General features: G+C 65.3%; 24 protein-coding genes and 1 tRNA gene. 19 read left to right on the top strand and 6 right to left on the bottom strand.

Annotation, left to right across the window (positions count from 1 at the left end; all coding sequences use genetic code 11):
• The first annotated feature begins 11 nt into the window (after positions 1-11).
• From J0H39_25435 to J0H39_25425, 3 genes are read left to right on the top strand one after another with little or no spacing between them, the layout of a single operon-like run.
• Positions 12-659 (top strand): dihydrofolate reductase family protein, encoded by a 648-nt coding sequence (locus tag J0H39_25435; GenBank protein ID MBN9500107.1) that lies wholly within the window; start codon positions 12-14, stop codon positions 657-659.
• A complete protein-coding gene (locus tag J0H39_25430) occupies positions 656-943 on the top strand; it encodes an acylphosphatase (protein ID MBN9500106.1) in 288 nt (95 codons plus the stop codon). Before J0H39_25435 ends, J0H39_25430 begins: the two co-directional genes overlap by 4 nt.
• Positions 940-1,704 carry a sulfite exporter TauE/SafE family protein gene (locus tag J0H39_25425; protein MBN9500105.1) on the top strand — a complete coding sequence of 255 codons (765 nt, stop codon included), beginning with the start codon at positions 940-942 and terminating at the stop codon, positions 1,702-1,704. Before J0H39_25430 ends, J0H39_25425 begins: the two co-directional genes overlap by 4 nt.
• Here the strand turns inward: J0H39_25425 and J0H39_25420 are convergent.
• Genes J0H39_25420 through J0H39_25400 form a run of 5 tightly spaced genes read right to left on the bottom strand, consistent with a single transcriptional unit; the run spans position 1,701 to position 6,703 of the window.
• Entirely contained in the window at positions 1,701-2,390 is a 690-nt protein-coding gene (locus J0H39_25420) for a PAS domain-containing protein (protein ID MBN9500104.1), read from the bottom strand. The genes J0H39_25425 and J0H39_25420 overlap by 4 nt on opposite strands.
• Before the next feature lie 11 nt (positions 2,391-2,401).
• Positions 2,402-3,091: a PAS domain-containing protein gene (locus tag J0H39_25415; protein MBN9500103.1), complete on the bottom strand. Its 690-nt coding sequence runs from the start codon at positions 3,089-3,091 to the stop codon at positions 2,402-2,404.
• Between the two features lie 34 nt (positions 3,092-3,125).
• The gene (gene lipB / locus J0H39_25410) at positions 3,126-3,797 is read right to left on the bottom strand and encodes a lipoyl(octanoyl) transferase LipB (GenBank protein ID MBN9500102.1); all 672 of its coding nucleotides are present in this window, start codon (positions 3,795-3,797) and stop codon (positions 3,126-3,128) included.
• 12 nt (positions 3,798-3,809) lie between these two features.
• Positions 3,810-5,465 carry a PAS domain S-box protein gene (locus J0H39_25405; GenBank protein MBN9500101.1) on the bottom strand — a complete coding sequence of 552 codons (1,656 nt, stop codon included), beginning with the start codon at positions 5,463-5,465 and terminating at the stop codon, positions 3,810-3,812.
• Complete coding sequence (locus tag J0H39_25400; protein ID MBN9500100.1) at positions 5,462-6,703, bottom strand: methyl-accepting chemotaxis protein; 1,242 nt, start codon at positions 6,701-6,703, stop codon at positions 5,462-5,464. The genes J0H39_25405 and J0H39_25400 overlap by 4 nt, the downstream gene beginning before the upstream one ends.
• A 298-nt stretch (positions 6,704-7,001) precedes the next feature.
• Here J0H39_25400 and J0H39_25395 point away from each other — a divergent pair, with 298 nt between their 5' ends.
• From J0H39_25395 to J0H39_25375, 5 genes are all read left to right on the top strand, one after another.
• A complete protein-coding gene (locus tag J0H39_25395) occupies positions 7,002-7,637 on the top strand; it encodes a response regulator transcription factor (GenBank protein ID MBN9500099.1) in 636 nt (211 codons plus the stop codon).
• A 133-nt stretch (positions 7,638-7,770) separates the two neighbouring features.
• Positions 7,771-7,856, top strand: a tRNA-Leu gene (locus J0H39_25390).
• Between the two features lie 30 nt (positions 7,857-7,886).
• On the top strand, positions 7,887-10,178 hold the full coding sequence (locus J0H39_25385; GenBank protein ID MBN9500098.1) for an NADP-dependent malic enzyme: 2,292 nt from the start codon (positions 7,887-7,889) through the stop codon (positions 10,176-10,178).
• A 66-nt stretch (positions 10,179-10,244) separates the two neighbouring features.
• Positions 10,245-11,264, top strand: coding sequence for a methionine synthase (locus J0H39_25380; GenBank protein MBN9500097.1), 1,020 nt, complete (start codon positions 10,245-10,247; stop codon positions 11,262-11,264).
• Positions 11,264-12,151 carry a DMT family transporter gene (locus tag J0H39_25375; protein ID MBN9500096.1) on the top strand — a complete coding sequence of 296 codons (888 nt, stop codon included), beginning with the start codon at positions 11,264-11,266 and terminating at the stop codon, positions 12,149-12,151. Before J0H39_25380 ends, J0H39_25375 begins: the two co-directional genes overlap by 1 nt.
• On the opposite strand, the gene J0H39_25370 is transcribed toward J0H39_25375, so the two are convergent.
• Positions 12,148-12,696 (bottom strand): TetR/AcrR family transcriptional regulator, encoded by a 549-nt coding sequence (locus J0H39_25370; GenBank protein MBN9500095.1) that lies wholly within the window; start codon positions 12,694-12,696, stop codon positions 12,148-12,150. The genes J0H39_25375 and J0H39_25370 overlap by 4 nt on opposite strands.
• 59 nt (positions 12,697-12,755) lie before the next feature.
• On the opposite strand from J0H39_25370, the gene J0H39_25365 reads away from it, so the two are divergent.
• The 11 genes from J0H39_25365 to J0H39_25315 are packed head-to-tail and all read left to right on the top strand — an operon-like array spanning position 12,756 to position 23,522.
• Entirely contained in the window at positions 12,756-13,928 is a 1,173-nt protein-coding gene (locus J0H39_25365; GenBank protein MBN9500094.1) for an isovaleryl-CoA dehydrogenase, read from the top strand.
• 24 nt (positions 13,929-13,952) lie between these two features.
• Positions 13,953-14,339, top strand: coding sequence for a RidA family protein (locus J0H39_25360; protein MBN9500093.1), 387 nt, complete (start codon positions 13,953-13,955; stop codon positions 14,337-14,339).
• The gene (locus J0H39_25355; protein ID MBN9500092.1) at positions 14,336-15,019 is read left to right on the top strand and encodes an SDR family oxidoreductase; all 684 of its coding nucleotides are present in this window, start codon (positions 14,336-14,338) and stop codon (positions 15,017-15,019) included. The genes J0H39_25360 and J0H39_25355 overlap by 4 nt, the downstream gene beginning before the upstream one ends.
• A 12-nt stretch (positions 15,020-15,031) precedes the next feature.
• Positions 15,032-16,168, top strand: a complete 1,137-nt coding sequence (locus J0H39_25350; GenBank protein ID MBN9500091.1) for an acyl-CoA dehydrogenase family protein — start codon at positions 15,032-15,034, stop codon at positions 16,166-16,168.
• A gap of 4 nt (positions 16,169-16,172) precedes the next feature.
• Complete coding sequence (locus J0H39_25345) at positions 16,173-16,775, top strand: 2-hydroxychromene-2-carboxylate isomerase (protein ID MBN9500090.1); 603 nt, start codon at positions 16,173-16,175, stop codon at positions 16,773-16,775.
• A gap of 4 nt (positions 16,776-16,779) precedes the next feature.
• The gene (locus J0H39_25340; protein MBN9500089.1) at positions 16,780-18,387 is read left to right on the top strand and encodes a methylcrotonoyl-CoA carboxylase; all 1,608 of its coding nucleotides are present in this window, start codon (positions 16,780-16,782) and stop codon (positions 18,385-18,387) included.
• Between the two features lie 4 nt (positions 18,388-18,391).
• Positions 18,392-19,174, top strand: coding sequence for an enoyl-CoA hydratase/isomerase family protein (locus tag J0H39_25335; GenBank protein MBN9500088.1), 783 nt, complete (start codon positions 18,392-18,394; stop codon positions 19,172-19,174).
• Complete coding sequence (locus J0H39_25330; GenBank protein MBN9500087.1) at positions 19,171-20,106, top strand: two pore domain potassium channel family protein; 936 nt, start codon at positions 19,171-19,173, stop codon at positions 20,104-20,106. The genes J0H39_25335 and J0H39_25330 overlap by 4 nt, the downstream gene beginning before the upstream one ends.
• On the top strand, positions 20,099-22,075 hold the full coding sequence (locus J0H39_25325) for an acetyl/propionyl/methylcrotonyl-CoA carboxylase subunit alpha (protein MBN9500086.1): 1,977 nt from the start codon (positions 20,099-20,101) through the stop codon (positions 22,073-22,075). The genes J0H39_25330 and J0H39_25325 overlap by 8 nt, the downstream gene beginning before the upstream one ends.
• Positions 22,072-22,992: a hydroxymethylglutaryl-CoA lyase gene (locus tag J0H39_25320; GenBank protein MBN9500085.1), complete on the top strand. Its 921-nt coding sequence runs from the start codon at positions 22,072-22,074 to the stop codon at positions 22,990-22,992. Before J0H39_25325 ends, J0H39_25320 begins: the two co-directional genes overlap by 4 nt.
• A 32-nt stretch (positions 22,993-23,024) precedes the next feature.
• Positions 23,025-23,522 (top strand): response regulator, encoded by a 498-nt coding sequence (locus tag J0H39_25315; protein MBN9500084.1) that lies wholly within the window; start codon positions 23,025-23,027, stop codon positions 23,520-23,522.
• Positions 23,523-23,525: the final 3 nt, after the last annotated feature.

Below are 23,525 nucleotides of genomic sequence, written 5' to 3'. Positions count from 1 at the left end.
GGAGAGCGAATATGCTGCGCGTGGATTGCTTCGCGATTTCGGCCGACGGCTACGCGGCGGGCCCGAACCAAAGCCTCGAAAACCCGTTGGGCGAGGGCGGGACGGGGCTCCACAATTGGATGTTCGGCACCGAGACGTTCCAGAAGCGCGTGCTCGGCAAGGACGGCGGCGCCAAGGGCGTGGACGACGATTTCGCCGCGCGCAGTTTCGACAATGTCGGCGCCTGGATCCTGGGCCGCAACATGTTCGGGCCGGTGCGCGGGCCCTGGCCCGACGATCAATGGAAGGGCTGGTGGGGCGAGGAGCCACCCTATCACGTGCCCGTCTTCGTGTTGACGCATCATGCGCGTGCACCCTTGGAAATGAAGGGCGGCACGGTGTTCCATTTCGTCACCGGCGGTGCCGAGGAAGCGCTGCGCCGCGCGCGCGAAGCGGCGGGCGCCAAAGACGTGCGCGTGGGCGGCGGGGCGGCGACGATCAACCAATATCTGCGCCTGGGCGCCATCGGCCGTTTCCATCTGGTCGTATCGCCGATCTTGCTGGGCTCGGGCACGAAGCCGTTCGACGGCGTCGATCTGAAAGCGCAGGGCTTCGATGTCGCGCGCAAGGCGACCACCGAACACGCGATGCATGTCGTGTTCGAGAAGCCGGCGCGATGACGGAACGCATCGCCGTTCGGGTCGTCATCTCGGGCCGCGTCCAAGGCGTTTGGTATCGCGGCTGGACGGTCGAGCGTGCGCGCGCAGCCGGTCTGTGCGGCTGGGTCCGCAACCGCAAGGATGGCAGCGTCGAGGCGGTGTTCGCCGGATCGCCCGAAGCGATCGACGCGATACTCGGCGAATGCCGCAAAGGTCCGCCGGCGGCCCGCGTCGACGCGATCGCGCGCGAAGATGCGACCGACGAAGGCTGGACCGGCTTTTCGCAATTGCCGACAAGTGAATGATGGAAGGCGCCTTCACCCTTGCGGGCATCGATCCGCTGATCTTAGTGGGCGTGGCGTTGGTCGCCTTCGTCGCGTCGATCGTCGGCGGCGTGTCGGGTTATGGCGCCGGATTGATCTTGCCGCCGGTTCTCGCCCCCGTCGTCGGCGTGGCGTCGGTCGTGCCGGTCATGTCGATCGCCATGGCGATGACCAACGGCAGCCGCGTCGCGGCGTTCCGGCACGAGATTTCGTGGCGCGCGATCCTGCTGGTCGGGGCGGGCATGGCGCCGATGTGCGTTCTGTCGGCTTACATCTATACGCTGCTGCCCGTGCGCGCGATCGCGGCGATGTTGGGCGTGTTCCTGATCGTCTCGATCCCGATCCGCCGCAAACTCGACAAAACGGGGTGGCGCTTGGGTGCGGGCGGTGCGGTCGCGGGCGGGGCGGTTTACGGCGCCATCGTCGGATCGATGACCGGCGTGGGCCCGCTGCTGCTATCGGTGATGATGGGGCTGGGCTTGCGCGGCGGGGCGCTGATCGGCACCGAAGCGGCCGTGTCGATGTCCGGCAGCCTCATCAAAGCGTCTGTCTTCGGCTCGGCGATGCTGTTCGACTTCGAATTGATCTTGGCCGGGCTGATCCTCGGCCTTGCCACCGTGCCGGGCGCCTTCGTCGCGCGCTGGATGCTGAAGCGGTTCTCGCCGCGCGTACATCTGGCGATGATGGACGCGCTGGTGGTGGCGGGCGGACTCAGCTTCCTGTGGCAGGCCTGGGAAGGCTAATCCGCCTTCGTCGGCCCCAGATAGCGCCGCATTTCGGCATCGCGCGCGATATTCGGGGCGCGCGGCTCGGTCGGGATATTGGCGACCAGAAACCACGTCGCCGAACCGTCGGCGCCGGCGAGCGGCACGATAAAGCGCCGCCAGATCGCATGGTCGATCCAGGGCGGCGCTTCGTGCGCGGTGTATATCGGTTTGCGCGCGATCGCCGCGGCGACGTAAACGCCGCGATAGAACAACGACAGGCTGGCGCCGATCTTCAGCCCCATCGCGCCCACGCTCCAGCCGGTCCAATCCTGGCCCGCATGCCGCGCGACCTTGGTGCCGTAGACGCGATAGACGAAATCCGTCCCGGTTTCGTCCGTTTCCAGCAGCAACAGATCGCCCAGCATGCCGCGCAGTTCTTCCGGGCGCACATTCGCGCGCGCCGGCAAGCCATCGCCGGTCCGGGGCAGATCGCGCCAATAGGCGAACAGTGCCGCGTGTTCGGGCCGGTCGAGCGTCGCGGGATCGGGATCGACGACGATCGCGGGCGGCGGCAAGTCGCGCACGCGGAAGGTTTCGTCGACGATCGATTGATCGCCGCGCAGCAACGCTTCGCCCGCCGCGCGCGCCTGCGCGTGGCCTTCGACGCGGGCGCGCCACGTTTCGCGCTCATGCGCGATGGGATCGGCCGTGCGGCGCAGCATACCGGGCCCCCTCAGCTCTCGCCCGGTCCCAGACGACGGCGCATCTCGATTTCGCGCGCGCGATCGGGCCGGCGGAACTTCACGGGCAGATTGGCGACCAGGAACCACGCGACATCACCCGAAGCACCGGCCAACGGCACGATCAAACGGCGCCACAGGCTGGGCGATTGATAGGGGGCGGCCTCGTGCGCGGTATAGATCGGTTTGCGCGACAACGCGCACGCGACATAGACGGCGCGATAGAACAGGCCGATACCGTTGCCGGTTTTCAACCCCATCGCGCCCACGCTCCAGCCGGTCCAATCCTGGCCCGCATTGATCGCGATGTTGGAACCGTAGACGCGATAGACGAAATCGGTGCCGCTCGTTTCGGCTTCCAGCAGCATCAGATCGCCCAGCGTGCCGTGCAGTTCCTCGGGGCGCACCGTGTCGCGCTTGGGCAGGTCGGCGCCCGCTTCGCGCGGCAGATGGCGCCAATAGCGCAGCAGATTCGCATGTTGGGGCAGGTCGAGGTCGGGTAAAGCCGGGTCGATGACTATTTCCGGCGCGCATTGGTTGCGCAGCAGGAACAATTCGTCGATCGCGTTCTGCTCGCTCCGGATCAAGTCTTCGCCCGCCACGCGCACCGTGTCGTGGTCGCCCACGCGGGCGCGCCATTGTTCGCGTTCATGGGCAATCGAGTCGGCGGGCGGCAGCAGCATGCGGGGGTAATCATAGCGCCGGCGGCGGGCGCTATCATCCCCCGAAGACGCGGGTAAATTCCTCGCGCAGCATCATGTCGAATTCGGGCATCGTCACCAGGAGCCCCAAATCGGCCAGCGACGTGACGCCGTAGGCGGGGGCCGAAATTCCGCAGGGCACGATACCCGCGAAATGCGACAGGTCGCAATCGACGTTCAGCGACAGGCCATGGAACGTGACCCAGCGCTTCACCCGCACGCCGATGGCGCCGATCTTGTCCTCGCGCCGCCCGCCGCGCCCGTCGGGGCCCCGGTCGACCCAAATACCCACGCGGCCGTCGCGCCGCTCGCCCTTCACGTTGAAGCGGGCGAGGGTGCGGATCATCCATTCCTCGAGCCGGCGGACATATTCGCGCACGTCGCCGCCGCGTTCCTTCAGGTCGATCATCACGTAAGCCACGCGCTGGCCGGGCCCGTGATAGGTGTATTGGCCGCCGCGCCCGGCCTCGAACACCGGAAAACGCGGGTCGCGCAGGTCTTCGGGCTTGGCCGAGGTGCCGGCCGTATAGACCGGGGCATGTTCCACCAGCCAGACCGCCTCGGGCGCGGTTCCGGCCCTGATGGCGTCGGCACGGGCCGACATTTCCGCGAGGGTCGCGGCATAGTCGCTATACCCCTCGCGTACCGTCCATTCGATGCGGCTGAATTCGGCGGATTTCCAGGCCATGCCGCCGATGAACTATCCGGATGCGCCGTCCTTTGCAAGGCCGGGTTCGGCGAGCGGCAGGCGCAGGCTTGCGATCGTGCCGCGCCGTTCCAGGCTGTCGAGCGTCACGTCGCCGCCGAAACGCCGCGCGATCGTCCGCGCGGTGAACAAGCCCATGCCGCGGCCCGCCCGCGCGCGCAGAAATGCGCTTTCGAGGCGCACGAATGGTTCGAAGACACGCTCAAGGTCTTTGGCGGGGATGCCCGGTCCATCGTCACGTACGCCGATCGTCACGCCGCGAACACCTTCGGCGACCCGGATATCGACATGTCCGCCCGGCTTCGAATGGACGATGGCATTGGAAACAAGACAGTTCAGGATGATCCGCAGGCTGCGCGCGTCGATGCGCAGGCGATGCGCCGGCGCGGGGTGTGGAATGGCAAGGTCGAGCCGTGCCGCTTGCGCTGCCGGAAGCCAATGCGCGTAAGTTTCATCGAGCGCTGCGCCGAGTGCGCAGCTCGCGCCGGCGGCGGGTGCTGCCGTGCCGAAGGATTCGGCGATCGACATGAATTCGTCGACCAGCGCTTGAAGGTCGCGCGCACCGGATTGGAGATGGGTGAGATACTCGCGCTGTCGGTCGCTGGGTGGTCCGGGTATCCCCCTGCTCAACGCCTCCGCGAAGCCGATCACGGCGTTGAGCGGCGTGCGCAATTCGTGACCGATATTCTCTATGAAATGGGCTTTCGCGGCCGCCGCCGCGCGCGCGGCGGAAAGAGATTCCGCAGCTTCGCGCGCGGCGCGTTCGCGGTCGGTCGTTTCCGCGACGATCAGCAGGCTGCGCCCACTCGTCATCCGGCGGAAGGATATTTCGAAGGCGCGGCCGTCGGCGGCGTGCAGCGTGGCTTGCGCGGGATCGCTGCCGGCAGGAATTTCGGTCAGACGACGCAGCGTGTCGGCAGTGCCGGGATCGCGCAACGGACCGAAGCTCGAGATCGTGGCGATTGCCCCGGAGAGGGTCAGGCCCGGGCGCAGCGCCTCGCGCGGCAGGCCCAGAATCTGCGCCAGACGCGGACTGACATGGTCGAGCCGACCGTCCGCCTCAACGATGCAAACGCCCGGATCGATCGCCGCGAGCGCGTCGTGCAGAAGCTGATTGCGCGCGCCGAGTTCGGCGCCAAGGCGCGACAGCGCATCGACGCGCGCCTTGCGTTCGCTGGCGTCGCGCATGGTGGCGAGGAAGACGTCCTCGCCGCCCACGCGCAGCGGCACGACGCGCAGATCGAGCGTCAGTTCCGCGCCGTTCGCGTGAAGGCCGGTCACTTCGCGCGTCGTGCCGATGATGCGCGGCGGCGCGCCGGCCAGATAGCGGCCCACATAGTCGGGATGGGAAGAGGCGTGGGCCGGCCCCATCAGAACGGTCACGGGCTGGCCGAGCGTGGCCGATGCTGTTCGGCCGAACAGGGTTTCGGCGCCGGGGGAGAAGAAGCGGATTGTGCCGTCGACCGACATTGCGACGATCGCTTCGGTCGCCGCCTCGATCGCGGCGATGGGAAAGCACAGTATCGGCGAGGCGATGTCGGTGCGCTCTGCTGCGCCGGGATCGGGCTCGATCGGGCATTCGGGCGGCTTGTCGAACAGCATCGGCATCCGCGCGCCTTGCCAATGGCGCGCGGGCGGCGGCCATGTCATCGGCGTTTGCCTTGCCCGATGAACGTCTCGATCTCGGCGCGCAGCGACGTGGCGTTGCCGGACAGGGATTGCGCCGAATCCAGCACGTTACGCGCGCCGCGGCCGATCGTTGCTGCCGCTTCGCTGACCATCGCGATGTTGTTCGACACCTGTTGCGTGCCGGCCGCCGCTTCGCCGATGCCGCGCGATATCTCGCGCGTTGCGGCGGATTGTTGTTCCATTGCCGCGGCAATCGAGGCGGCGATGCGGTTCACTTCCTCGACCGTGCCGGATATCTCGCCGATCGCGCCGACGGCGGCGGCCGTGGCGGCGCGGATATGCTGGACCTGTTCGGCGATATCGTCGGTCGCGCGCGCGGTCTGCGTGGCGAGCGATTTTACTTCCGACGCCACGACCGCGAAGCCCTTGCCGGCGTCGCCTGCGCGGGCGGCTTCGATCGTGGCGTTGAGAGCCAGAAGATTTGTCTGCCCCGCGATCGCGTTGATGAGTTCGACGACCTTGCCGATGCGCTGTGCCGCTTCCGACAGTCCGTCGACGGTAGCGCGGGTCTGGCGGGTCTGTTCGGCCGCGCGTTGCGCGACGGTAGCCGAGCCTTCGACCTGGCGGCTGATTTCGCCGATCGATGTGCTTAGCTCCTCGCAGGCCGCGGCCACGGTCTGCACGTTCGCCGTCGTCTGCCCGGCCGCACCGGCGACGGCCGCGGAACGCTGGCCGGTATCTTCGGTCGAACCGACCATGCCTTGCGCCGTCTCGTGCAAAGACGCCGCGGCTTTGGCGACGAGTTCGACGATTTCCCGCACCTTTTCGGCCATTCGTATTTGCGGCGTCACGATCGACCACGTGACCACAGGTGCGGCGTAGCGGCCTTCCTTGTCGCGCAACGCGTCCACGGCCAGCGACAAGACTTCCTCGCCCACGCGGATTTGCGCGTTGTGGGGAAGGGCGCGGTCGTCCGCCAGCATCCGGCGCTGATGGGCGGGGTTCTTGTGGAAAATGTCGATCGAACTGCCGATCAGCGCGTCGGCGGTGACGGGCAGCAAATGTTCGATTTTGCGTAACGTTTCAAGGGTCGGGCGGTTGGCATAGTCGATCCGGAAATCCGCCGCGTCGCAGGTCATCACATTCACGGGGATGCAGTCGAGCATTTGCTGAAAGCGGGCGAGTGTGCGTTCGAGCTCGGCGATGCGTGCTTCCAGCGCTTTTTCCGTCGCTTTCGCGCGGGCGGTATTCGTCCACATGGTCGTTGGCCTCGCCTGTTTTTATGGTTTGCGCCGGGCGCCGGTGCGACCGGTTGCGACAGGATCGCAAGGCCGTGAAGTTACGAACAATCGGTCAAAAGGATCAGATTCGAACGGACGATGAGAGGTTTAAAACTCTTAAATTTGCACCACAGATCAAATCTCTAGACAGTTCTGTGCCACCTGCGTATTTTACATAAAATTTTAGGTAAATGGGTAAATCTGATCGACAAATTGGATACACCCGATCGCCGCGTTCGCTTGGCGGGCCTAAAATAAGCAAGACAGGGATCACCCAATGCTGCTCATACCCTGCCGAAAGGGCCGGGCCGGGCTGAAGGCGCAGTCAGGTCTGACAATCGGGGAGGTTTGCGGCTGGGGCGGCCTGACCTTGACCTATGACAGGAATTGCACGGTCAAGGTCGAGACGATCGGCAAACTGCGCGGTATCTACGAATTTCTCCAATCCGCTGCACCGCTGCGTGCGGTGTTGCTGCATCGCCGGCTGCTCGGCGATATGCCGTTCTCGCGGCTGTCGGACCTGCGCGCGCGCGCCGGAATCGTGCCGATCGGCGCGATCGTCGAGCCGGAAGACGCGAACGGACATTGGGTGCGCAGCGCCCTGGGTGCTGGTGCGCTAGCCGTCCTGCCCGACAATATGATTACCCAGCATTTCTATTCCATCGGGCTGCTGCTGCTCGCGGGAATACCTTTCGTGCCGCCGGAAGTCGCGCTGGCCGAAGTGCCGCGGGCGCCCGTCCCGTTTACGCCGCGCCAGCACGAAATCGCCGGGCTTCTGGCTTTGGGCCTGTCGAACAAGGAAATTGCCCGCCGGCTCAATCTCAGCGAACCTACGGTCAAAACACATATTTCCACGATGCTGCGCAACACCGGGACGGCCAATCGGCTCCAACTGGCGCTCTATGTGCGCTGAACGCGCCGTGGACGTGAAATCGGCCTGGACGGCAGCGAGAGGAGCGCTTGCCACGACGGGCCCGATTTGGTATCCCCCCGCACCCGTGTTGGCAAGTCCTCCCCTTGGGCGGGCATGCCGACCTCCTCGATGTGCGGTCGTGGCGGAACGGTAGACGCGCCAGCTTGAGGTGCTGGTGGCCGAAAGGCCGTGGAAGTTCGAGTCTTCTCGACCGCACCATCGACCCCTTTGATATCACCGGCGGGATTCATGGCGGACGACAAGCTGCGCGAAGCGGCCCTCGAATATCATCGTCTCCCGCAGCCCGGTAAACTCGCGGTCGTCGCGACCAAGCCGCTCGCCAACCAGCGCGATCTGGCTTTGGCCTATTCGCCGGGCGTCGCCGCCGCGTGCGAGGCGATCGTCGCCGACCCCGCCGAAGCCGCCACCGTCACCGCGCGCGCCAATCTGGTCGCCGTGGTCACCAACGGCACGGCCGTTTTGGGCCTGGGCGCCATCGGCCCGCTCGCCGCCAAGCCGGTGATGGAAGGCAAGGCGGTGCTGTTCAAGAAATTCGCCGGCATCGACGTGTTCGATATCGAGGTCGACGAGCTGAACCCCGACAAATTCGTCGATATCGTCGCGGCGTTGGAGCCGACTTTCGGCGGCATCAATCTCGAAGACATCAAAGCACCCGAGTGCTTTGAGATCGAAGAGAAGCTGCGCAAGCGCCTCAAGATCCCCGTCTTCCACGACGACCAACACGGCACGGCGATCATCGTCGGCGCGGCGATCCTCAACGGGTTGCGCGTCGTCGGCAAGGATGTGTCGAAGGTGAAGCTCGTCACGTCGGGGGCCGGTGCCGCCGCGTTGGCCTGCCTCGACCTGCTCGTCGATCTGGGCGTCAAACAGGAAAACATCTGGGTCACCGACATCGCCGGCGTGGTCTATAAAGGCCGCACGGAGTTGATGGACCCGCGCAAGGCGCGTTACGCGCGCGACACCAACGCGCGCACGCTCGACGACGTGATCGGCGACGCCGACGTGTTCCTGGGCCTGTCGGCACCGCGCGTGCTGAAGGGGGCGATGGTCTCGAAGATGGCGGCTAGGCCGCTGATCTTGGCGCTCGCCAACCCGACGCCGGAAATTCTGCCCGAGGAAGTGAAGGCCGCGCGCGGCGATGCGATCATCGCGACCGGGCGTTCGGACTACCCGAACCAGGTCAACAACGTCCTGTGCTTCCCGTTCATCTTCCGCGGCGCCTTGGACGTGGGGGCGACGACGATCAACGAGGCGATGAAGGTCGCCGCCGTGCGCGCGATCGCCGATCTCGCCCTGCAGGAACCCTCGGACATCGTCTCGGCCGCCTATGGCGGCGAGCCGCCGGCTTTCGGCCCCGAAAACCTGATCCCGAAGCCCTTCGATCCGCGCTTGATCACCGAGATTGCGCCCGCCGTCGCCAAGGCGGCGATGGAATCGGGCGTGGCGACGCGCCCGATCAAGGATTTCGACGCCTATACCGACCAGCTGTCGCAATTCGTCTATCGCTCGGGCTTCGTGATGAAGCCGATCTTCGAGCGCGCGCGTGCCGCCCCCAAGCGCATCATCTTCGCCGACGGCGAAGACGAGCGCGTGTTGCGCGCGGCGCAAACGCTGATCGACGAAGGCATTTGCCTGCCGATCCTCGTCGGCCGCCGTGAGACGATCCGCAAGCGGCTCGACAAGCTGGGCCTGCGCATGGCGATCGACGGCGATTTCCGCCTGATCAATCCGGAAGACGTGCCGAATTATTCGGAAGTCTGGCGCCTTTATCACAATCTGATGGGCCGCAAGGGCATTTCGCCCGACACGGCGCGCACCATCGTGCGCACGCGCAACGTGGTGCTGGCGGCGCTGATGCTGCGCATGGGCGAGGCCGACGGCATGATCGGCGGCTTGATCGGCCGCTGGAACCGCGCGTTGCGCGATGTGGTCGAAATCGTTGGGTTGAAACCCGGCGTGGCCGCCGCGTCCGCCGTGTCGGCTCTGGTGCATTCGCGCGGCACGATCTTTATCGCCGATACGCATGTGTCGCGCGAACCCGATTCCGCGCAGATCGCCGGCATGACCGTGCGCGCGGCGGAAGTCGTGAAGCTGTTCGGCTTGAAGGCGAAGGCGGCGTTGCTTTCGCATTCCAATTTCGGCTCGACCGATTGCCCCTCGGCCGACCGTATGCGCGGCGCGCTCGAACGCATCCAGGCGATGGCGCCCTATCTGGAAGTCGACGGCGAGATGACGGCCGAAGCCGCGATCTCCGACGAGATCCGCCGCAACGCGGTTCTCGAGCCGCGTTACGAAGGCATGGCGAATCTTTTGATCATGCCGAGCCTCGACGCCGCGAATATCGCCTTCAACCTGCTGAAGGAATTCGCGGGTGCCCAGAAGATCGGCCCGGTGCTGCTGGGACCGGCGGCGCCTGTCCATCTGCTGGACAACACGGCGACGGTGCGCGGCATCGTCAACATGGCGGCGTTCTGCGTCGCCGACGCGCAGGAACACCCGACCGCCCGCCCGGCGTCGTAAGCGCGCTTGCGCGGCGTCGCGCGGCGGCTTAACCAGGGGGGAACCCCCTGGGAGAATGCCGCCATGTTGTTCCCGACCACGATCGCCGGCAGCTTGCCCAAGCCCGGCTGGCTCGCCGAAACCCACAAGCTGTGGCCGAAATGGCGCCAGGAGGGCGACGAGCTCGCCCGCGCCAAATGCGACGCCACGCTGCTGTGGCTGAAGCTGCAGGAAGATGCGGGGCTGGATTGCCTGACCGAAGGCGAGCAATCGCGCCAGCATTTCGTCCACGGCTTCGTCGAATTCGTCGACGGGATCGACACCGCGAACAAGGTCGCGATGGGGATCCGCAACAATCGCTACGAAGCGATCGTGCCGCAGGTCGTCGGGCCCTTGCGCTTGAGGGGCCGCGCGCATGCCACCGAAGCGCGATTTGCGCGCGCGCACACGAAGCGCCAATTGCGCTTCACCCTGCCGGGACCGATGACGATCATGGATACGGTCAAGGACGCCTACTACGGCGACCGCATCAAAACCGCGATGGCCTTCGCCGATCTGCTGAACGAAGAAGCGCGCGCGTTGGAAATGGACGGCGTCGACGTGATCCAGTTCGACGAGCCCGCCTTCAACGCCTATACCGACGAAGCCGCCGGCTGGGGCATCGAAGCGCTGCATCGCGCGATCGACGGCCTTAAATGCAAGACGGCCGTGCATATCTGCTACGGCTACGGCATCAAGGCCAATATCGATTGGAAGGCGGGCTTGGGCAGCGAGTGGCGCCAATACGAGGATTTCTTTCCGGCGCTGGCCAAAAGCCGCATCGATCAGGTGGCGCTGGAATCGATCCATTCGCATGTGCCCGCGCGCCTTATGGGCTTGCTCGACGGCAAGGAAGTCGTTGTCGGCGCGATCGACGTCGCGACCAATCTGATCGAAACGCCGGAGGAGATCGCCGAGATCGTCGGCACGGCGCTGAAATACGTGCCCAAGGACAAGCTGATCCTGGGGACGAATTGCGGCCTTGCCCCGCTCGATGTCGATGTGGCGATCGCCAAGCTCGACGCGCTGGGCAAAGGGGCCGCGTTGGCGCGGACGCGCCACGGGTGATGAGCGTCAACGACCGCCGCTTCGCGCTGATCCTGTTCTTCGTCGTTCCCGCCGCCCTGGTTTCCAATATGGTGGCGGCGCGCTGGATCGCGGGCAGTATTCCGCCGGTGGCGACGGCGTTTTGGCGCTGGGGCCTGACGCTGATCTTCCTGCTGCCCTTCGCGGCTTCGGCGATGTGGCGCGGGCGCGAGGAAATCCGCCGCGAATGGCGCAGCTATCTGTTGCTTGGCTTCCTCGGCATGGGGATTTGCGGCGCGCCCACTTATGTGGCGGGTGTCACGACCACCGCCACCAATGCGGGGCTCATCTATGCCGCGTGCCCGGTGCTGATCGTGCTGTTCGCGCGCTTCGGCTATGGCGAGGCGATCGGCTGGGCGCGCATGGCGGGTATTGCGCTCGCACTCGCCGGGGCGGGATGGATCCTGCTGCGGGGCGAGCCGTCGAATATCGTGCATCTCAATTTCGTCGAGGGCGATTTGCTGATCGCGCTGGGCGCCGTCGCCTGGGCGATCTATTCGGTGCAGCTCAAATACAAGCGCACGACATTCGACCCCATGACGCGCCTCGCCACCATCGTCGCTTTCGGCGTGGCGGTGAATTTGCCGTTCCTGATCGGCGAAATGGCGTTCTACGCGATGCCGAATTACGATCTGCGCGATTGGACCGTGTTCGTGTTCCTGGCGCTGGTGCCGGGGATCATGTCCTATCTCGGCTATTCGATCGTCGTCGGCGCGCTGGGGGCGGGGGCGGCGAGCCTGCTCATGTATCTGGTGCCGCTTTATGGCCCGGCACTCGCCTGGATCGTGCTCGACGAGCGGCTCGCGATCTATCATCTGGTCGGCGCCGCCATGCTGCTGCCGGGGCTTTATCTGGGTACAAGGCGTTAGCGCGAAACCAGCGCGATCGCGCTTTCACGGGCGGCGGCCAGATCACGCCCGCGCATCAGGCTTTGGCCGAACAGGAAACCGTAGAACAGCAATGCACGCGCCTGGGCCTCTGCCGTGCCGTAGCCTTGTTCGCGGAACAACGCGGCGACCTGGATCAGACGCTCGGCATCGACGATCTCGACCGCCTTGGCCGCGCGCGTATCGGCGCGGGCGAGGGCTCGGATGGCGAGTTCGACCGCCAAGCCCTTCGGGTTCGGGTCGCGCAAATAAAGATCGGCCATCGCCGACAAGGTGCGCCGCTTGGGATCGCCCGCCTGGGCGCGGATCGCGGCGATCCGGCCCGCCGCCCAGGCCTCCAAGGACGCCGCCAGCAGCGCCTCGCGATCCTTGAAATGCCAATAGAAACTGCCTTTTGTGACACCCAGGCGCTTGGCCAAAGGTTCGACCCGCAGCCCCGCGATCCCGTCGCGCGCCAAGGCTTCCAGTGCGGCCGCGATCCACGCGGCTTCGTCCAGCCTTGGCTTGGTTGACTCCCGTTTGGCCATACCATACGGTACCGTATGGAAACGGCGGAGGAAACCCCGTTTCGACAAGGGAGGCGGCCATGACCCGCAATTCGATCCCGTCGTTCGATTTCGGCCTGGGCGAGGATATCGACATGCTGCGCGATCAGGTTGCGCGCTTCGCCGCCGCCGAAATCGCGCCGCGTGCGGCGCAGATCGACCGCGACAACGATTTTCCGGCCGATCTTTGGCGCAAATTCGGCGATCTCGGCTTGCTCGGCATCACGGTCGAGGAGGAATATGGCGGGTCGGGCCAAGGCTATCTCGCGCATTGCGTGGCGATGGAGGAGATCAGCCGCGCCTCCGCGTCGGTCGGCTTGTCTTACGGCGCGCATTCCAATCTTTGCGTCAACCAGATCCGCCGCAACGGCAACGAGATCCAGCGGCGCAAATATCTGCCCAAGTTGATCTCGGGCGAACATGTCGGCGCGCTGGCCATGTCCGAGCCGGGGGCCGGCTCCGACGTCGTGTCGATGAAACTGCGCGCCGACAAAAAGGGCGACCGCTACGTTCTCAACGGCAGCAAGTTCTGGATCACCAACGGGCCCGACGCCGATGTGCTGGTCGTCTATGCCAAGACCGATATTGCGGCGGGGGCGCGCGGCATTACGGCGTTCTTGATCGAGAAATCCTTCAAGGGATTCTCGGTGGCGCAGAAACTCGACAAGCTCGGCATGCGCGGCTCCAACACCGGCGAGCTGGTGTTTCAGGATTGCGAAGTACCGGCCGAGAACGTGCTCGGCGCCGTCGGCAAGGGCGTCAACGTGTTGATGAGCGGCCTCGACTACGAACGCGCGGTGCTGGCGGGCGGGCCGCTGGGCATCATGCAGGCGGCGTTGGACGTGGCGCTGCCTTATGTTCACGAGCGCCAGCAATTCGGCCAATCGATCGGCGAATTCCAGCTCGTGCAGGGCAAGCTCGCCGACATGTACACGACGACCAACGCCTGCAAAGCCTATGTCTATGCCGTCACGCGCGCTTGCGACGCGGGGCGCACGACGCGCAAGGACGCGGCCGGGGCGATCCTCTATTCGGCCGAGAAAGCGACCCAGATCGCGCTGGACGCGATCCAGCTTCTGGGCGGCAACGGCTATATCAACGATTACCCGACCGGGCGGTTGCTGCGCGACGCCAAACTCTACGAAATCGGGGCCGGCACCAGCGAAATCCGCCGCTGGTTGATCGGCCGCGAATTGTTTGCCGAAACCGCTTAGACTGGCCGGGAAAAGGGAGTGGATATGGCGCGCAGATTGATTTCGTCGGGGTCGAGTTTCGAGGCTTTGGCCGGCTATAGCCGCGCGGTGATCGACGGCGATTGGGCCTTCGTGTCGGGCACCACGGGCTACGACTACGCCAAAATGGCGATCTCGCCCGACGTGGCCGAGCAGACCGAGCAATGCTTCGCCAATATCCGCGCGGCGCTGGCGCAGGCCGGGTTCGATCTGGCCGACACCGTGCGCGTACAGATCCATCTGACCGACGCGAAGGATTTCGACAAAGTGGCGCCGATCGTCGGCAAACACTTCAAGGATATCCGCCCGGCGAACACGACCGTGGTCAGCCAATTGCTGAACGCGGATATGAAAATCGAAATCGAAGTCACGGCGAAGAAGAGAAGCGCATGACCGACAAACCGACCATTCTGATCGCGGGCGCGTCGCGCGGCATCGGCCTTGCGCTCGTGGGGCAATTCGCCAAGCGCGGCTGGCGCGTGCTGGGCACGGCGCGCAATCTCGCCTCCGGCGCGGATATCTCCAAAGCAGGCGGCGAAGTCCATCTGTGCGATGTGAGCGATCCGCATTCGGTCGCGCGCTTGGGCAAATCGCTGGCGAGCGAGAGCATCGACCTGCTGCTGTGCAACGCGGGCATCTATGGCCCGCGCGACGGCGCGGTCGGCAACACCGATTACGACGAATGGCGGAAGGTCATCGACGTCAACGTCTTCGGCCCGATGCGGCTTGTCGAAGCGTTGATCGAGCCGGTGGCGCGATCCAAGCGCAAAACGATCGCCTTCACGACCTCGCGCATGGGCTCGATCGCGATGAATGCCGGCGGGTCGATGATCTATCGTTCGTCCAAGACGATGCTCAACCAAGTCGCCAAAAACCTGTCGATCGATCTGGCGGGGCGGGGCGTAACCGTCGCGGTGTTCCATCCCGGCTGGGTGCAGACCGAGATGGGCGGGCCCGGCGCCACGCTGACCATTCCCGAAGCGACCGACGCGATCGCCAAGACGCTGTCGGGCCTGACGCCCAAGGATAACGGCAAGTTCTTCAACTACGACGGCACCGATCTTCCCTGGTAGACCGAGGGCGCGATGCTCGACGAAACCCAGAGCCTGATTCGCGATACGGCGCGCCAATACGCGCAAGAGAAGCTGTGGCCGACCGCCGCCGCGCGCGAGAAGGAAAAGCTGTTCCCCAAGCCGATCGTGCGCGAATTGGGCGAACTGGGATTCATGGGCATGCTGGTGCCCGAAGAATGGGGCGGGGCCGGCGCCGATCACGTCGCCTATGCGGCGGCGTTGGAGGAAATCGCGGCGGGCGACGGGGCCGTTTCCACGGTCATGAGCGTGCATAATTCGGTCGGCTGCATGCCGATCCTGAAGTTCGGCACGGCGTGGCAGAAAGAGACGTTTCTCAAGAAGCTCGCGCAAGGCCGAATGCTCGGCGCCTTCTGTCTGACCGAGCCGGGGGCGGGGTCGGACGCCTCGGCGATCAAGACCCGCGCCAAGCGCGACGGCAATCATTGGGTGCTGTCGGGCACCAAGCAATTCATCACCTCGGGCGCCACGGCGGACGTGGCGATCGTCTTCGCGGTGACCAACCCGGAGGCGGGCAAGAAAGGCATCAGCGCGTTTCTGGTGCCGACCGACAATCCGGGCTGGAAGGTGGCGCGGCTCGAGGAAAAGCTCGGCCAGAAATGCTCCGACACCGCGCAGATCACATTGGAAGATGCGCGCCTGACGCCTGATTTGATGCTGGGGCCGGAAGGCGAGGGCTACAAGATCGCGCTCGCCAATCTCGAAGGCGGGCGCATCGGCATCGCGGCCCAGGCCGTGGGCATGGCGCGCTCGGCCTATGACGCGGCGCTCGCTTACGCCAAGCAACGCGAGAGCTTCGGCAAGAAGATCTTCGAACATCAGGCAGTCGCGTTCCGTCTCGCCGACATGGCGACCGAAATCGAAGCCGCGCGCTTGATGGTGCATAACGCCGCGCGGCTGCGCGATGCAGGTTTGCCGTGCCTGAAGGAAGCCGCCATGGCGAAGCTCTTCGCCTCGGAAATGGCCGAGCGCGTGTGCTCGGCGGCGATCCAGACGCATGGCGGCTATGGTTACCTCGCCGATTTTCCGGTCGAGCGTATCGCGCGCGACGTGCGCGTATGCCAGATTTACGAAGGTACGTCCGATATCCAGCGCCTGGTGATCGCCCGGGCCATCCACGCGGAAGGGTAAGCAAGTGGCCAACCCGATCGACTTCTATTTCGACTTCTCGAGCCCCTATGGCTATCTCGCCTCGACGCGGATCGACGATCTGGCCGGGCATTACGGGCGCAGCGTCAAATGGCGGCCGATGCTGCTGGGGGCGGCGTTCAAGGAATCGGGCCAGAAACCGCTGCTCGAAATTCCGCTGAAGGGCGAATACGCCAAGCGCGATTTCGCGCGTTTCGCGCGGCTCTATAATTTGAAGTTCCGCCTGCCCGATGCGTTCCCCTTCGCCGCAATCAACCCCAGTCGCGCCTTCTACTGGCTCGACGACAAGGACCCGGCCTTGGCCAAGCGCTTCGCCAAGGCGGTGTTCCGCCAAGCCTATGTCGACGGGCGCGACGTGACACCGGTCGATTTCGTCTGCGATCTCGCGGCCGGTATGGGTGTAGACAAGGACAAGCTGAAAGCCGGGATCACCAGCGCCGAATTCAAGGAGCGGTTCCGGGGCGAGGTCGAGGCGGCGGTGCAGCGCGGCGTGTTCGGCTCGCCCTTCATCATCGTCGACGGCGAGCCGTTCTGGGGCGCCGACCGCTTGGCGCAAGTCGAAGAATGGCTCGTCACCGGCGGCTGGTGATTTCATGGCGGTGCTGAAAAGCGCGATCGACACGAAGTCCGAAGATTTCGCCGCCAACGACGCGGCGATGCGCGGCCTCGTGGGCGAATTGCGCGCGGCCGCCGACAAAGTGCGCGACGGCGGCGGCCCGGCCGCGCGCGACAAGCACGTCAAGCGCGGCAAGTTGCTGCCGCGCGAACGGATCCGAACGCTGCTCGATCCCGGCACGCCGTTCTTGGAGCTTTCCCAGCTCGCCGCCTGGGACATGTATGGCGGCGACGTGCCGTCCGCCGGCATCTTGACCGGGATCGGCCGTATCGCGGGCCGCGAATGCGTCGTGGTGTGCAACGACGCGACCGTGAAGGGCGGCACTTACTTCCCCATCACGGTGAAGAAGCATATCCGCGCGCAGGAGATCGCGCGCGAGAACCGCTTGCCCTGCGTCTATCTGGTCGATAGCGGCGGCGCCAATCTGCCGAACCAGGACGACGTTTTTCCCGACCGCGAGCATTTCGGGCGCATCTTCTTCAATCAGGCGAATCTCTCCGCCGCCGGCATTCCGCAGATCGCGGTGGTGATGGGCAGTTGCACGGCGGGTGGGGCTTACGTGCCCGCGATGTCTGACGAAAGCGTGATCGTCAAGAATCAGGGCACGATCTTCCTCGGCGGCCCGCCTTTGGTGAAGGCGGCGACGGGCGAAGTGGTGTCGGCCGAGGACCTCGGCGGCGCCGATGTGCATGCGCGCGTGTCGGGCGTCGTCGACCATTACGCGCAGAACGACGCGCACGCACTTGGGATCGCGCGGCGCATCGTCGGCAATCTCAACCTACCCAAGCCCGCGTGGGGTCAGGCGCAAGCGCCCGCCGAGCCGCTCTATGCGGCCGAAGAACTTTACGGTGCTGTCCCCGCCGATCTGCGCAAACCCTACGACGTGCGCGAGATCATTGCGCGCATTGCCGACGGTTCTGAATTCGACGAGTTCAAAGCGCTGTACGGCACGACGCTGATTTGCGGCTTCGCGCATATCTGGGGCTACAAGGTCGGCATCGTCGCCAATAATGGCATTTTGTTTTCCGAAAGCGCCTTAAAAGGCGCGCATTTCATCGAGCTTTGCTGCCAGCGGAACATTCCGCTCTTCTTCCTGCAGAACATCTCCGGCTTCATGGTCGGCAAGAAATACGAAAGCGGCGGCATCGCGCGCGACGGTGCCAAACTCGTCACCGCCGTATCCTGCGCGAATGTGCCGAAATTCACCGTGATCGTCGGCGGCTCGTTCGGCGCCGGGAATTACGGCATGTGCGGGCGCGCCTTCGGCCCGCGCTTCCTGTGGATGTGGCCCAACGCGCGTATCTCGGTGATGGGCGGCGAACAGGCCGCATCGGTGCTCGCCACTGTGAAGCGCGACAATCTCGAAGCCGCCGGCAAGACGTGGCCGGCGGAGGACGAAGCCGCATTCAAGGCGCCGATCCGCGAGCAATACGAGAAGCAGGGGCATCCGTATTATGCTTCGGCGCGGCTGTGGGACGACGGCGTGATCGACCCCGCCCAAACGCGCATGGTGCTGGGGCTGGGATTGTCGGCCGCATCCAACGCGCCGATCGAGCCGACGAAATTCGGCGTGTTCCGGATGTGATGCGATGAGCGCCGGCTTCCACACCAAGATCGACGACCGCAACGTGGCGATGCTGACGCTCGCGCGCGCCGAATTTCACAACGCCTTCGACGATGCGCTGATCGCGGCGCTGACGACCGAAATCCTGCGTCTCGGCGCCATGCCGGAATTGCGCGCGATCGTGTTGGCGGCGGAGGGCAAAAGCTTTTCGGCCGGGGCCGATCTCAATTGGATGAAACGCATGGCGGCATACGACGAAGCCGCCAATCTGAAAGACGCGGCGGCACTGGCCGAATTGATGCGTGTCCTCGATACCTGCCCCAAGCCGACCATCGCTTGCGTGCAAGGGCCGGCCTATGGCGGTGGGGTGGGGCTCGTCGCGTGCTGCGACATGGCCGTGTGCGTGCCGTCGGCGAGCTTCTGCCTGTCGGAAACGAAGCTCGGCATCATTCCGGCGGTCATTTCGCCCTATGTCGTGCGCGCCATCGGCCCGCGCGCCGCGCGGCGCTATTTCCTGACAGCCGAAGTGTTCGACGCGGCCGACGCGTATCGCCTGGGGCTGATCCACGTTATCGACGAGAATCTTCAGGCGGCTGTCGAGGCGCTGCTCGTCAAATTGCGCGCCGCAGGCCCGCAGGCGATCGCGGAGACGAAGGCGCTGATCGCGCGGGTCGAAAGCGGGCCGGTCGATGCGGCGATGATCGCCGACACCGCCGCGCGCATCGCGCGTATTCGCGTGTCGCCGGAAGGGCGCGAAGGGATCGGCGCTTTCCTCGCCAAACGCAAACCGGGCTGGGCATCGTCGTGAAATTGTCGGGCCATCGAACGGGGATCGCGTTCACGACCGTGCTGCTGGTCCTGATCGGCCTGGCGGTCGAAGGCGACGCCGGCCTCGATTTCACGCTGACCATGCTGGCCGCGACGGTCTGCTCGTTCGCGTTCTTCGCGCTGCTGTTCCCGGGCTCGCTGTTCTTCTCGCTCGCATTGGCGAATTCGCTGGCGATCTACGTCTCGATTTTCGTGTTCTTCAGCGAAGCGAATTTCCCCGGCGTCTCGGATTTCGCGCAGGATTTGGGTTTCGCCTTGCCGCTCGCCGCGTTTCTGGCCGGCGCCTATTTCCGGCGCGACGCGATCCGCAGCGTGGTGGTCGCCGCGCATGTCACGTCGCGCGCGGAGTTCAGGCGCGTCACGCGCTGGCTGATCCCGGTGGCCCTGGTCGGCGGCTTGACCTTCTTTCAGAACGAGGTCGGTCTCGCGCGTTTGCCGGGCGACGCCGTGTTCCTGGGCGCGATGGCGCTGATCGCGGCGATCGTGCTGGCGGCGTCGCGCGACGTCGCCGTTTTCCTGATCGATGCGGGACTTCTGCTCGAAGAGTTCTTCGAGCGTATGGGCAAGCTGGTGCTGCCGGTCTACGCGTTCCTGACCTTCTATTCGCTGATCGTCGTCGGCTTCGCGGCGATCTACAAGCTGGTCGATGTCTATTTGACCGGTCCGCATTTCCGCATCCTAAACGACGATCGTGCGATCGGCTATTCGGAGGCGCTGTATTTCTCGATCGTCACGTTGTCGACCGTCGGTTACGGCGATGTGGCGCCGGTCAGCGACGCGGTGCGCGTCGTCGCGTCGATCCAAGTCGTGTTCGGCGTGACGCTGCTGCTGATCGGCCTGTCGGAGATCATGAACTACAACCGCGATCTCTTGGCGCGCCGCAACGGACGGCGGGAGGGCGAGGATGTTTGACACGCTCTTGATCGCCAATCGCGGCGAAATCGCGGTTCGCGTGGCGCGCACCGTGCGGCGTATGGGCTTGCGGACGATCGCGGTCCATTCGGACGCCGACGCGAACGCGCTGCATGTCGCGTCGTGCGACGAAGCCTATCCGATCGGTGCGGCGAGCCCGCGCGAATCCTATCTGCGCGCCGATCGCATTCTCGACGCGGCGAAGAAATCCGGGGCGGGCGCCATCCATCCCGGTTACGGCTTCCTGTCGGAGAACGCCGATTTCGCCGAAGCCTGCGCGAAGGCCGGGATCGTGTTCGTCGGTCCGCCCGCATCTGCCATCCGCGCGATGGGCGGCAAAAGCGAAGCGAAAGCGCTGATGGTCAAGGCCGGTGTGCCCGTCGTGCCCGGCTATCACGGCGTGGTGCAAGATGCGGCATTGTTGACCGAGGAAGCCGCGAAGATCGGCTTTCCGGTGCTGATCAAGGCGTCGGCGGGTGGGGGCGGCAAGGGCATGCGCGTCGTGCGCGCGGCCGCCGACTTCGCCGAGGAATTGGCCGGCGCGCAGCGCGAGGCGCAATCTTCCTTCGGCGATGCGCGCGTGTTGATCGAGAAATATCTCGAGCGGCCGCGGCATATCGAAGTGCAGGTCTTTTGCGACGGCCACGGCAACGGCGTCTATCTGTTCGAACGCGATTGCTCGCTGCAACGCCGCCATCAGAAAGTCATCGAAGAAGCGCCCGCACCGGGCATGAGCGCCGAGCGCCGCAAGTCGATGGGCGAGGCGGCGTTGCGCGCGGCGCAAGCGGTCGGCTATGTCGGCGCCGGTACGGTCGAGTTCATCGCCGATAGCGGCGGCGAATTCTACTTCATGGAAATGAACACGCGCTTGCAGGTCGAACATCCGGTGACCGAGGCGATCACTGGGCTGGATCTCGTCGAATGGCAGATCCGCGTCGCGCGCGGCGAGAAATTGCCGTTGCGTCAGGCCGATCTGCGCATCGACGGTCATGCTTTCGAAGCGCGGCTTTACGCCGAGGATCCGGCGCGCGATTTCCTGCCTTCGACCGGTAAGCTGCATCGCTTAGCGTTTCCGGCGGAAGGCGCGCGCATCGATACCGGTGTGCGCGAAGGCGATGCCGTCTCGATCCATTACGATCCGATGATCGCCAAGCTGATCGTCCACGGCCCCGATCGCGCGAGCGCGCTGGCGCGGCTCGGCGCGGCGCTCGATCACGTGCGCATCGTCGGCCCGGCGAACAACGTGGCGTTCCTTGCGCGCGTCGCACGGCATCCTTCTTTCGCGGCGGGCGAAGTCGATACGGGCTTCATCGCGCGCCACAATGAAGCGCTGATCCCCGTCGTGACGGCACCGGACGACACGACAGTAGCGCTCGCCGTGCTCGCGATTCTGCGCGCGCGGGAGGATGCCGCTATCGCCGCGGCGCCCGACAGCCCGTGGGCTCGCGTGCCGGGTTGGCGCCTCAACGGCGATGCGCATGACGAGATCGCGTTCAAGGATTTGCCGCCCGTGCGCGTCCATTATCGCGGGGCGGCGGGCTATATCTTCGATTTGCCCGGCGGGTCGATCGCGGCGCAAGCCGTGTTGTCGCCGGACGGTCGTCTCACCGCCACGCTCGATGGGCATAAGGTCGAGGCCGATATCGTGCGACGCGGGCTCGACACGATCGTCTTCCAAGGCGCCGAAAGCACGACGCTGACCCTGATCGACGCGCTGGCGATGACGGACGCGCAAGGCGGGGCGGGCGGCAAGTTGATCGCGCCGATGCCGGGCAAGATCGTGTCTGTCGCCGTCGCGGACGGTCAGAAAGTGACCAAAGGGCAGAAGCTGGTCGTACTCGAAGCGATGAAGATGGAGCACACGATCGTCGCCCCCGCCGATGGAACGGTCGTGCGCGTGCGCTTCAAGCCGGGCGAACAGACTTCGGAAGGCGAGGAACTCGTGGTGTTCGAGGCGGCCGCACCATGATCCCGGCGAAAGTCAAAATGGTTGAGGTCGGTCCGCGCGACGGGCTGCAAAACGAAAAGACACCGATCGACGCCGCGACCAAGATCGCGTTGATCGATCTTCTATCGGCGTCGGGGTTGTCGGCGATCGAGGCGGGCGCGTTCGTCTCGCCCAAATGGGTGCCGCAGATGGCCGACACCGACAAAGTCATGGCGGGCATCAAGCGCAAACCCGGCGTGTCGTACCCGGTTCTCGTGCCCAACCTGCAAGGCCTCGACGCGGCGTTGAAGGCGAACGTGACGGAGATCGCGATCTTCGGTGCCGCGTCGGAAAGCTTCTCGCGCAAGAACATCAATTGCTCGATCGCGGAAAGCCTGGAGCGCTTCCGCCCCGTCGCCGCCAAAGCGATCGCCGAAGGCATGAAAGTGCGCGGCTATATCTCCTGCGTGCTCGGCTGCCCGTACGAAGGCGAGATCGCCGTGTCGGCGGTCGCGGATGTGGCGGCGCAATTGCGCGCGATGGGCTGCTACGAAGTCTCGCTCGGGGACACGATCGGGGTGGGTACGCCCGCCAAAGCGCGCGCGATGGTCGAGGCGGTCGCGGCCGTGGTGCCGCGCGAACGGCTCGCAATCCATTTTCACGATACGTGGGGCCAAGCGCTCGCCAATATTCTCGCCTGCCTGGAGGGGGGAATCGCGACGGTCGATTCGGCCGTCGCCGGATTGGGCGGCTGCCCCTACGCCAAGGGCGCCTCCGGCAATGTGGCATCGGAGGATGTTATTTACATGCTCGATGGGTTGGGCGTCGTAACGGGCGTCGATTTCGCGGCTTTGGCGCAAGCCGGGCGCTTTATCTCGGGACAATTGGGCCGTCCGCCGGGGTCCAAAGCCGCCCAGGCGCAGGCCGCCCGGCTTGAAAAGGCGGAGCGCCAGGCATAAGGTCCGCTCATTCCCGGCACCCCAACGGTCCGATGGCCTATCAGTTCAACAAAATCCGAGTCCTCCTCGTCGAGGACAATTCCCATATGCGCAAGCTGCTGAAAGCGCTGCTGGAGGCGGTGGGCGTGCGCGAGATCGTCGAGGCGCATGACGGCGGCCTGGCCTGGATGGCGATGAAAAAGGACCCGGTGGATTTCGCGCTGATCGACTGGGAGATGTATCCCGTCGACGGCCTTGAGCTTGTCCGCAAGATTCGCACCGAGCCCGACAGCCCGAACCCGTTCTTGCCGATCATCATGGTGACCGGCCATACCGAACGTTCGCGGGTGCTGAAGGCGCGCGATCTGGGCGTGACCGAGTTCCTGGCCAAGCCCGTCTCCGCGCAATCGCTGTCGCAGCGGATCGAGGAATTGATCGAGCGGCCGCGCCCTTATATCCGCACCCGCGAGTTCTTCGGCCCCGACCGCCGGCGCGGGCGCAAGGCCGCCGGCTATATCGGCCCCGAGCGGCGCGAACAGCAGGGGGCCTAGTTC

The sequence above is a fragment of the Alphaproteobacteria bacterium genome (assembly GCA_017308135.1).
Lineage (GTDB): Bacteria > Pseudomonadota > Alphaproteobacteria > CACIAM-22H2 > CACIAM-22H2 > Tagaea.
The sequence above is the reverse complement of the archived record's forward strand: the minus strand, read 5'-3'. Positions and strand labels throughout refer to the sequence as shown.

Bases quoted from the DNA above. Each gene is read 5' to 3' on its own strand.
- J0H39_25435 (MBN9500107.1), top strand. From the start codon at position 12: ATGCTGCGCGTGGATTGCTTCGCGATTTCGGCCGACGGCTACGCGGCG.
- J0H39_25430 (MBN9500106.1), top strand. From the start codon at position 656: ATGACGGAACGCATCGCCGTTCGGGTCGTCATCTCGGGCCGCGTCCAA.
- J0H39_25425 (MBN9500105.1), top strand. From the start codon at position 940: ATGATGGAAGGCGCCTTCACCCTTGCGGGCATCGATCCGCTGATCTTA.
- J0H39_25420 (MBN9500104.1), bottom strand. From the start codon at position 2,390: ATGCTGCGCCGCACGGCCGATCCCATCGCGCATGAGCGCGAAACGTGG.
- J0H39_25415 (MBN9500103.1), bottom strand. From the start codon at position 3,091: ATGCTGCTGCCGCCCGCCGACTCGATTGCCCATGAACGCGAACAATGG.
- lipB (MBN9500102.1), bottom strand. From the start codon at position 3,797: ATGGCCTGGAAATCCGCCGAATTCAGCCGCATCGAATGGACGGTACGC.
- J0H39_25405 (MBN9500101.1), bottom strand. From the start codon at position 5,465: ATGACATGGCCGCCGCCCGCGCGCCATTGGCAAGGCGCGCGGATGCCG.
- J0H39_25400 (MBN9500100.1), bottom strand. From the start codon at position 6,703: ATGTGGACGAATACCGCCCGCGCGAAAGCGACGGAAAAAGCGCTGGAA.
- J0H39_25395 (MBN9500099.1), top strand. From the start codon at position 7,002: ATGCTGCTCATACCCTGCCGAAAGGGCCGGGCCGGGCTGAAGGCGCAG.
- J0H39_25385 (MBN9500098.1), top strand. From the start codon at position 7,887: ATGGCGGACGACAAGCTGCGCGAAGCGGCCCTCGAATATCATCGTCTC.
- J0H39_25375 (MBN9500096.1), top strand. From the start codon at position 11,264: ATGAGCGTCAACGACCGCCGCTTCGCGCTGATCCTGTTCTTCGTCGTT.
- J0H39_25370 (MBN9500095.1), bottom strand. From the start codon at position 12,696: ATGGCCAAACGGGAGTCAACCAAGCCAAGGCTGGACGAAGCCGCGTGG.
- J0H39_25365 (MBN9500094.1), top strand. From the start codon at position 12,756: ATGACCCGCAATTCGATCCCGTCGTTCGATTTCGGCCTGGGCGAGGAT.
- J0H39_25360 (MBN9500093.1), top strand. From the start codon at position 13,953: ATGGCGCGCAGATTGATTTCGTCGGGGTCGAGTTTCGAGGCTTTGGCC.
- J0H39_25355 (MBN9500092.1), top strand. From the start codon at position 14,336: ATGACCGACAAACCGACCATTCTGATCGCGGGCGCGTCGCGCGGCATC.
- J0H39_25350 (MBN9500091.1), top strand. From the start codon at position 15,032: ATGCTCGACGAAACCCAGAGCCTGATTCGCGATACGGCGCGCCAATAC.
- J0H39_25340 (MBN9500089.1), top strand. From the start codon at position 16,780: ATGGCGGTGCTGAAAAGCGCGATCGACACGAAGTCCGAAGATTTCGCC.
- J0H39_25335 (MBN9500088.1), top strand. From the start codon at position 18,392: ATGAGCGCCGGCTTCCACACCAAGATCGACGACCGCAACGTGGCGATG.
- J0H39_25325 (MBN9500086.1), top strand. From the start codon at position 20,099: ATGTTTGACACGCTCTTGATCGCCAATCGCGGCGAAATCGCGGTTCGC.
- J0H39_25320 (MBN9500085.1), top strand. From the start codon at position 22,072: ATGATCCCGGCGAAAGTCAAAATGGTTGAGGTCGGTCCGCGCGACGGG.
- J0H39_25315 (MBN9500084.1), top strand. From the start codon at position 23,025: ATGGCCTATCAGTTCAACAAAATCCGAGTCCTCCTCGTCGAGGACAAT.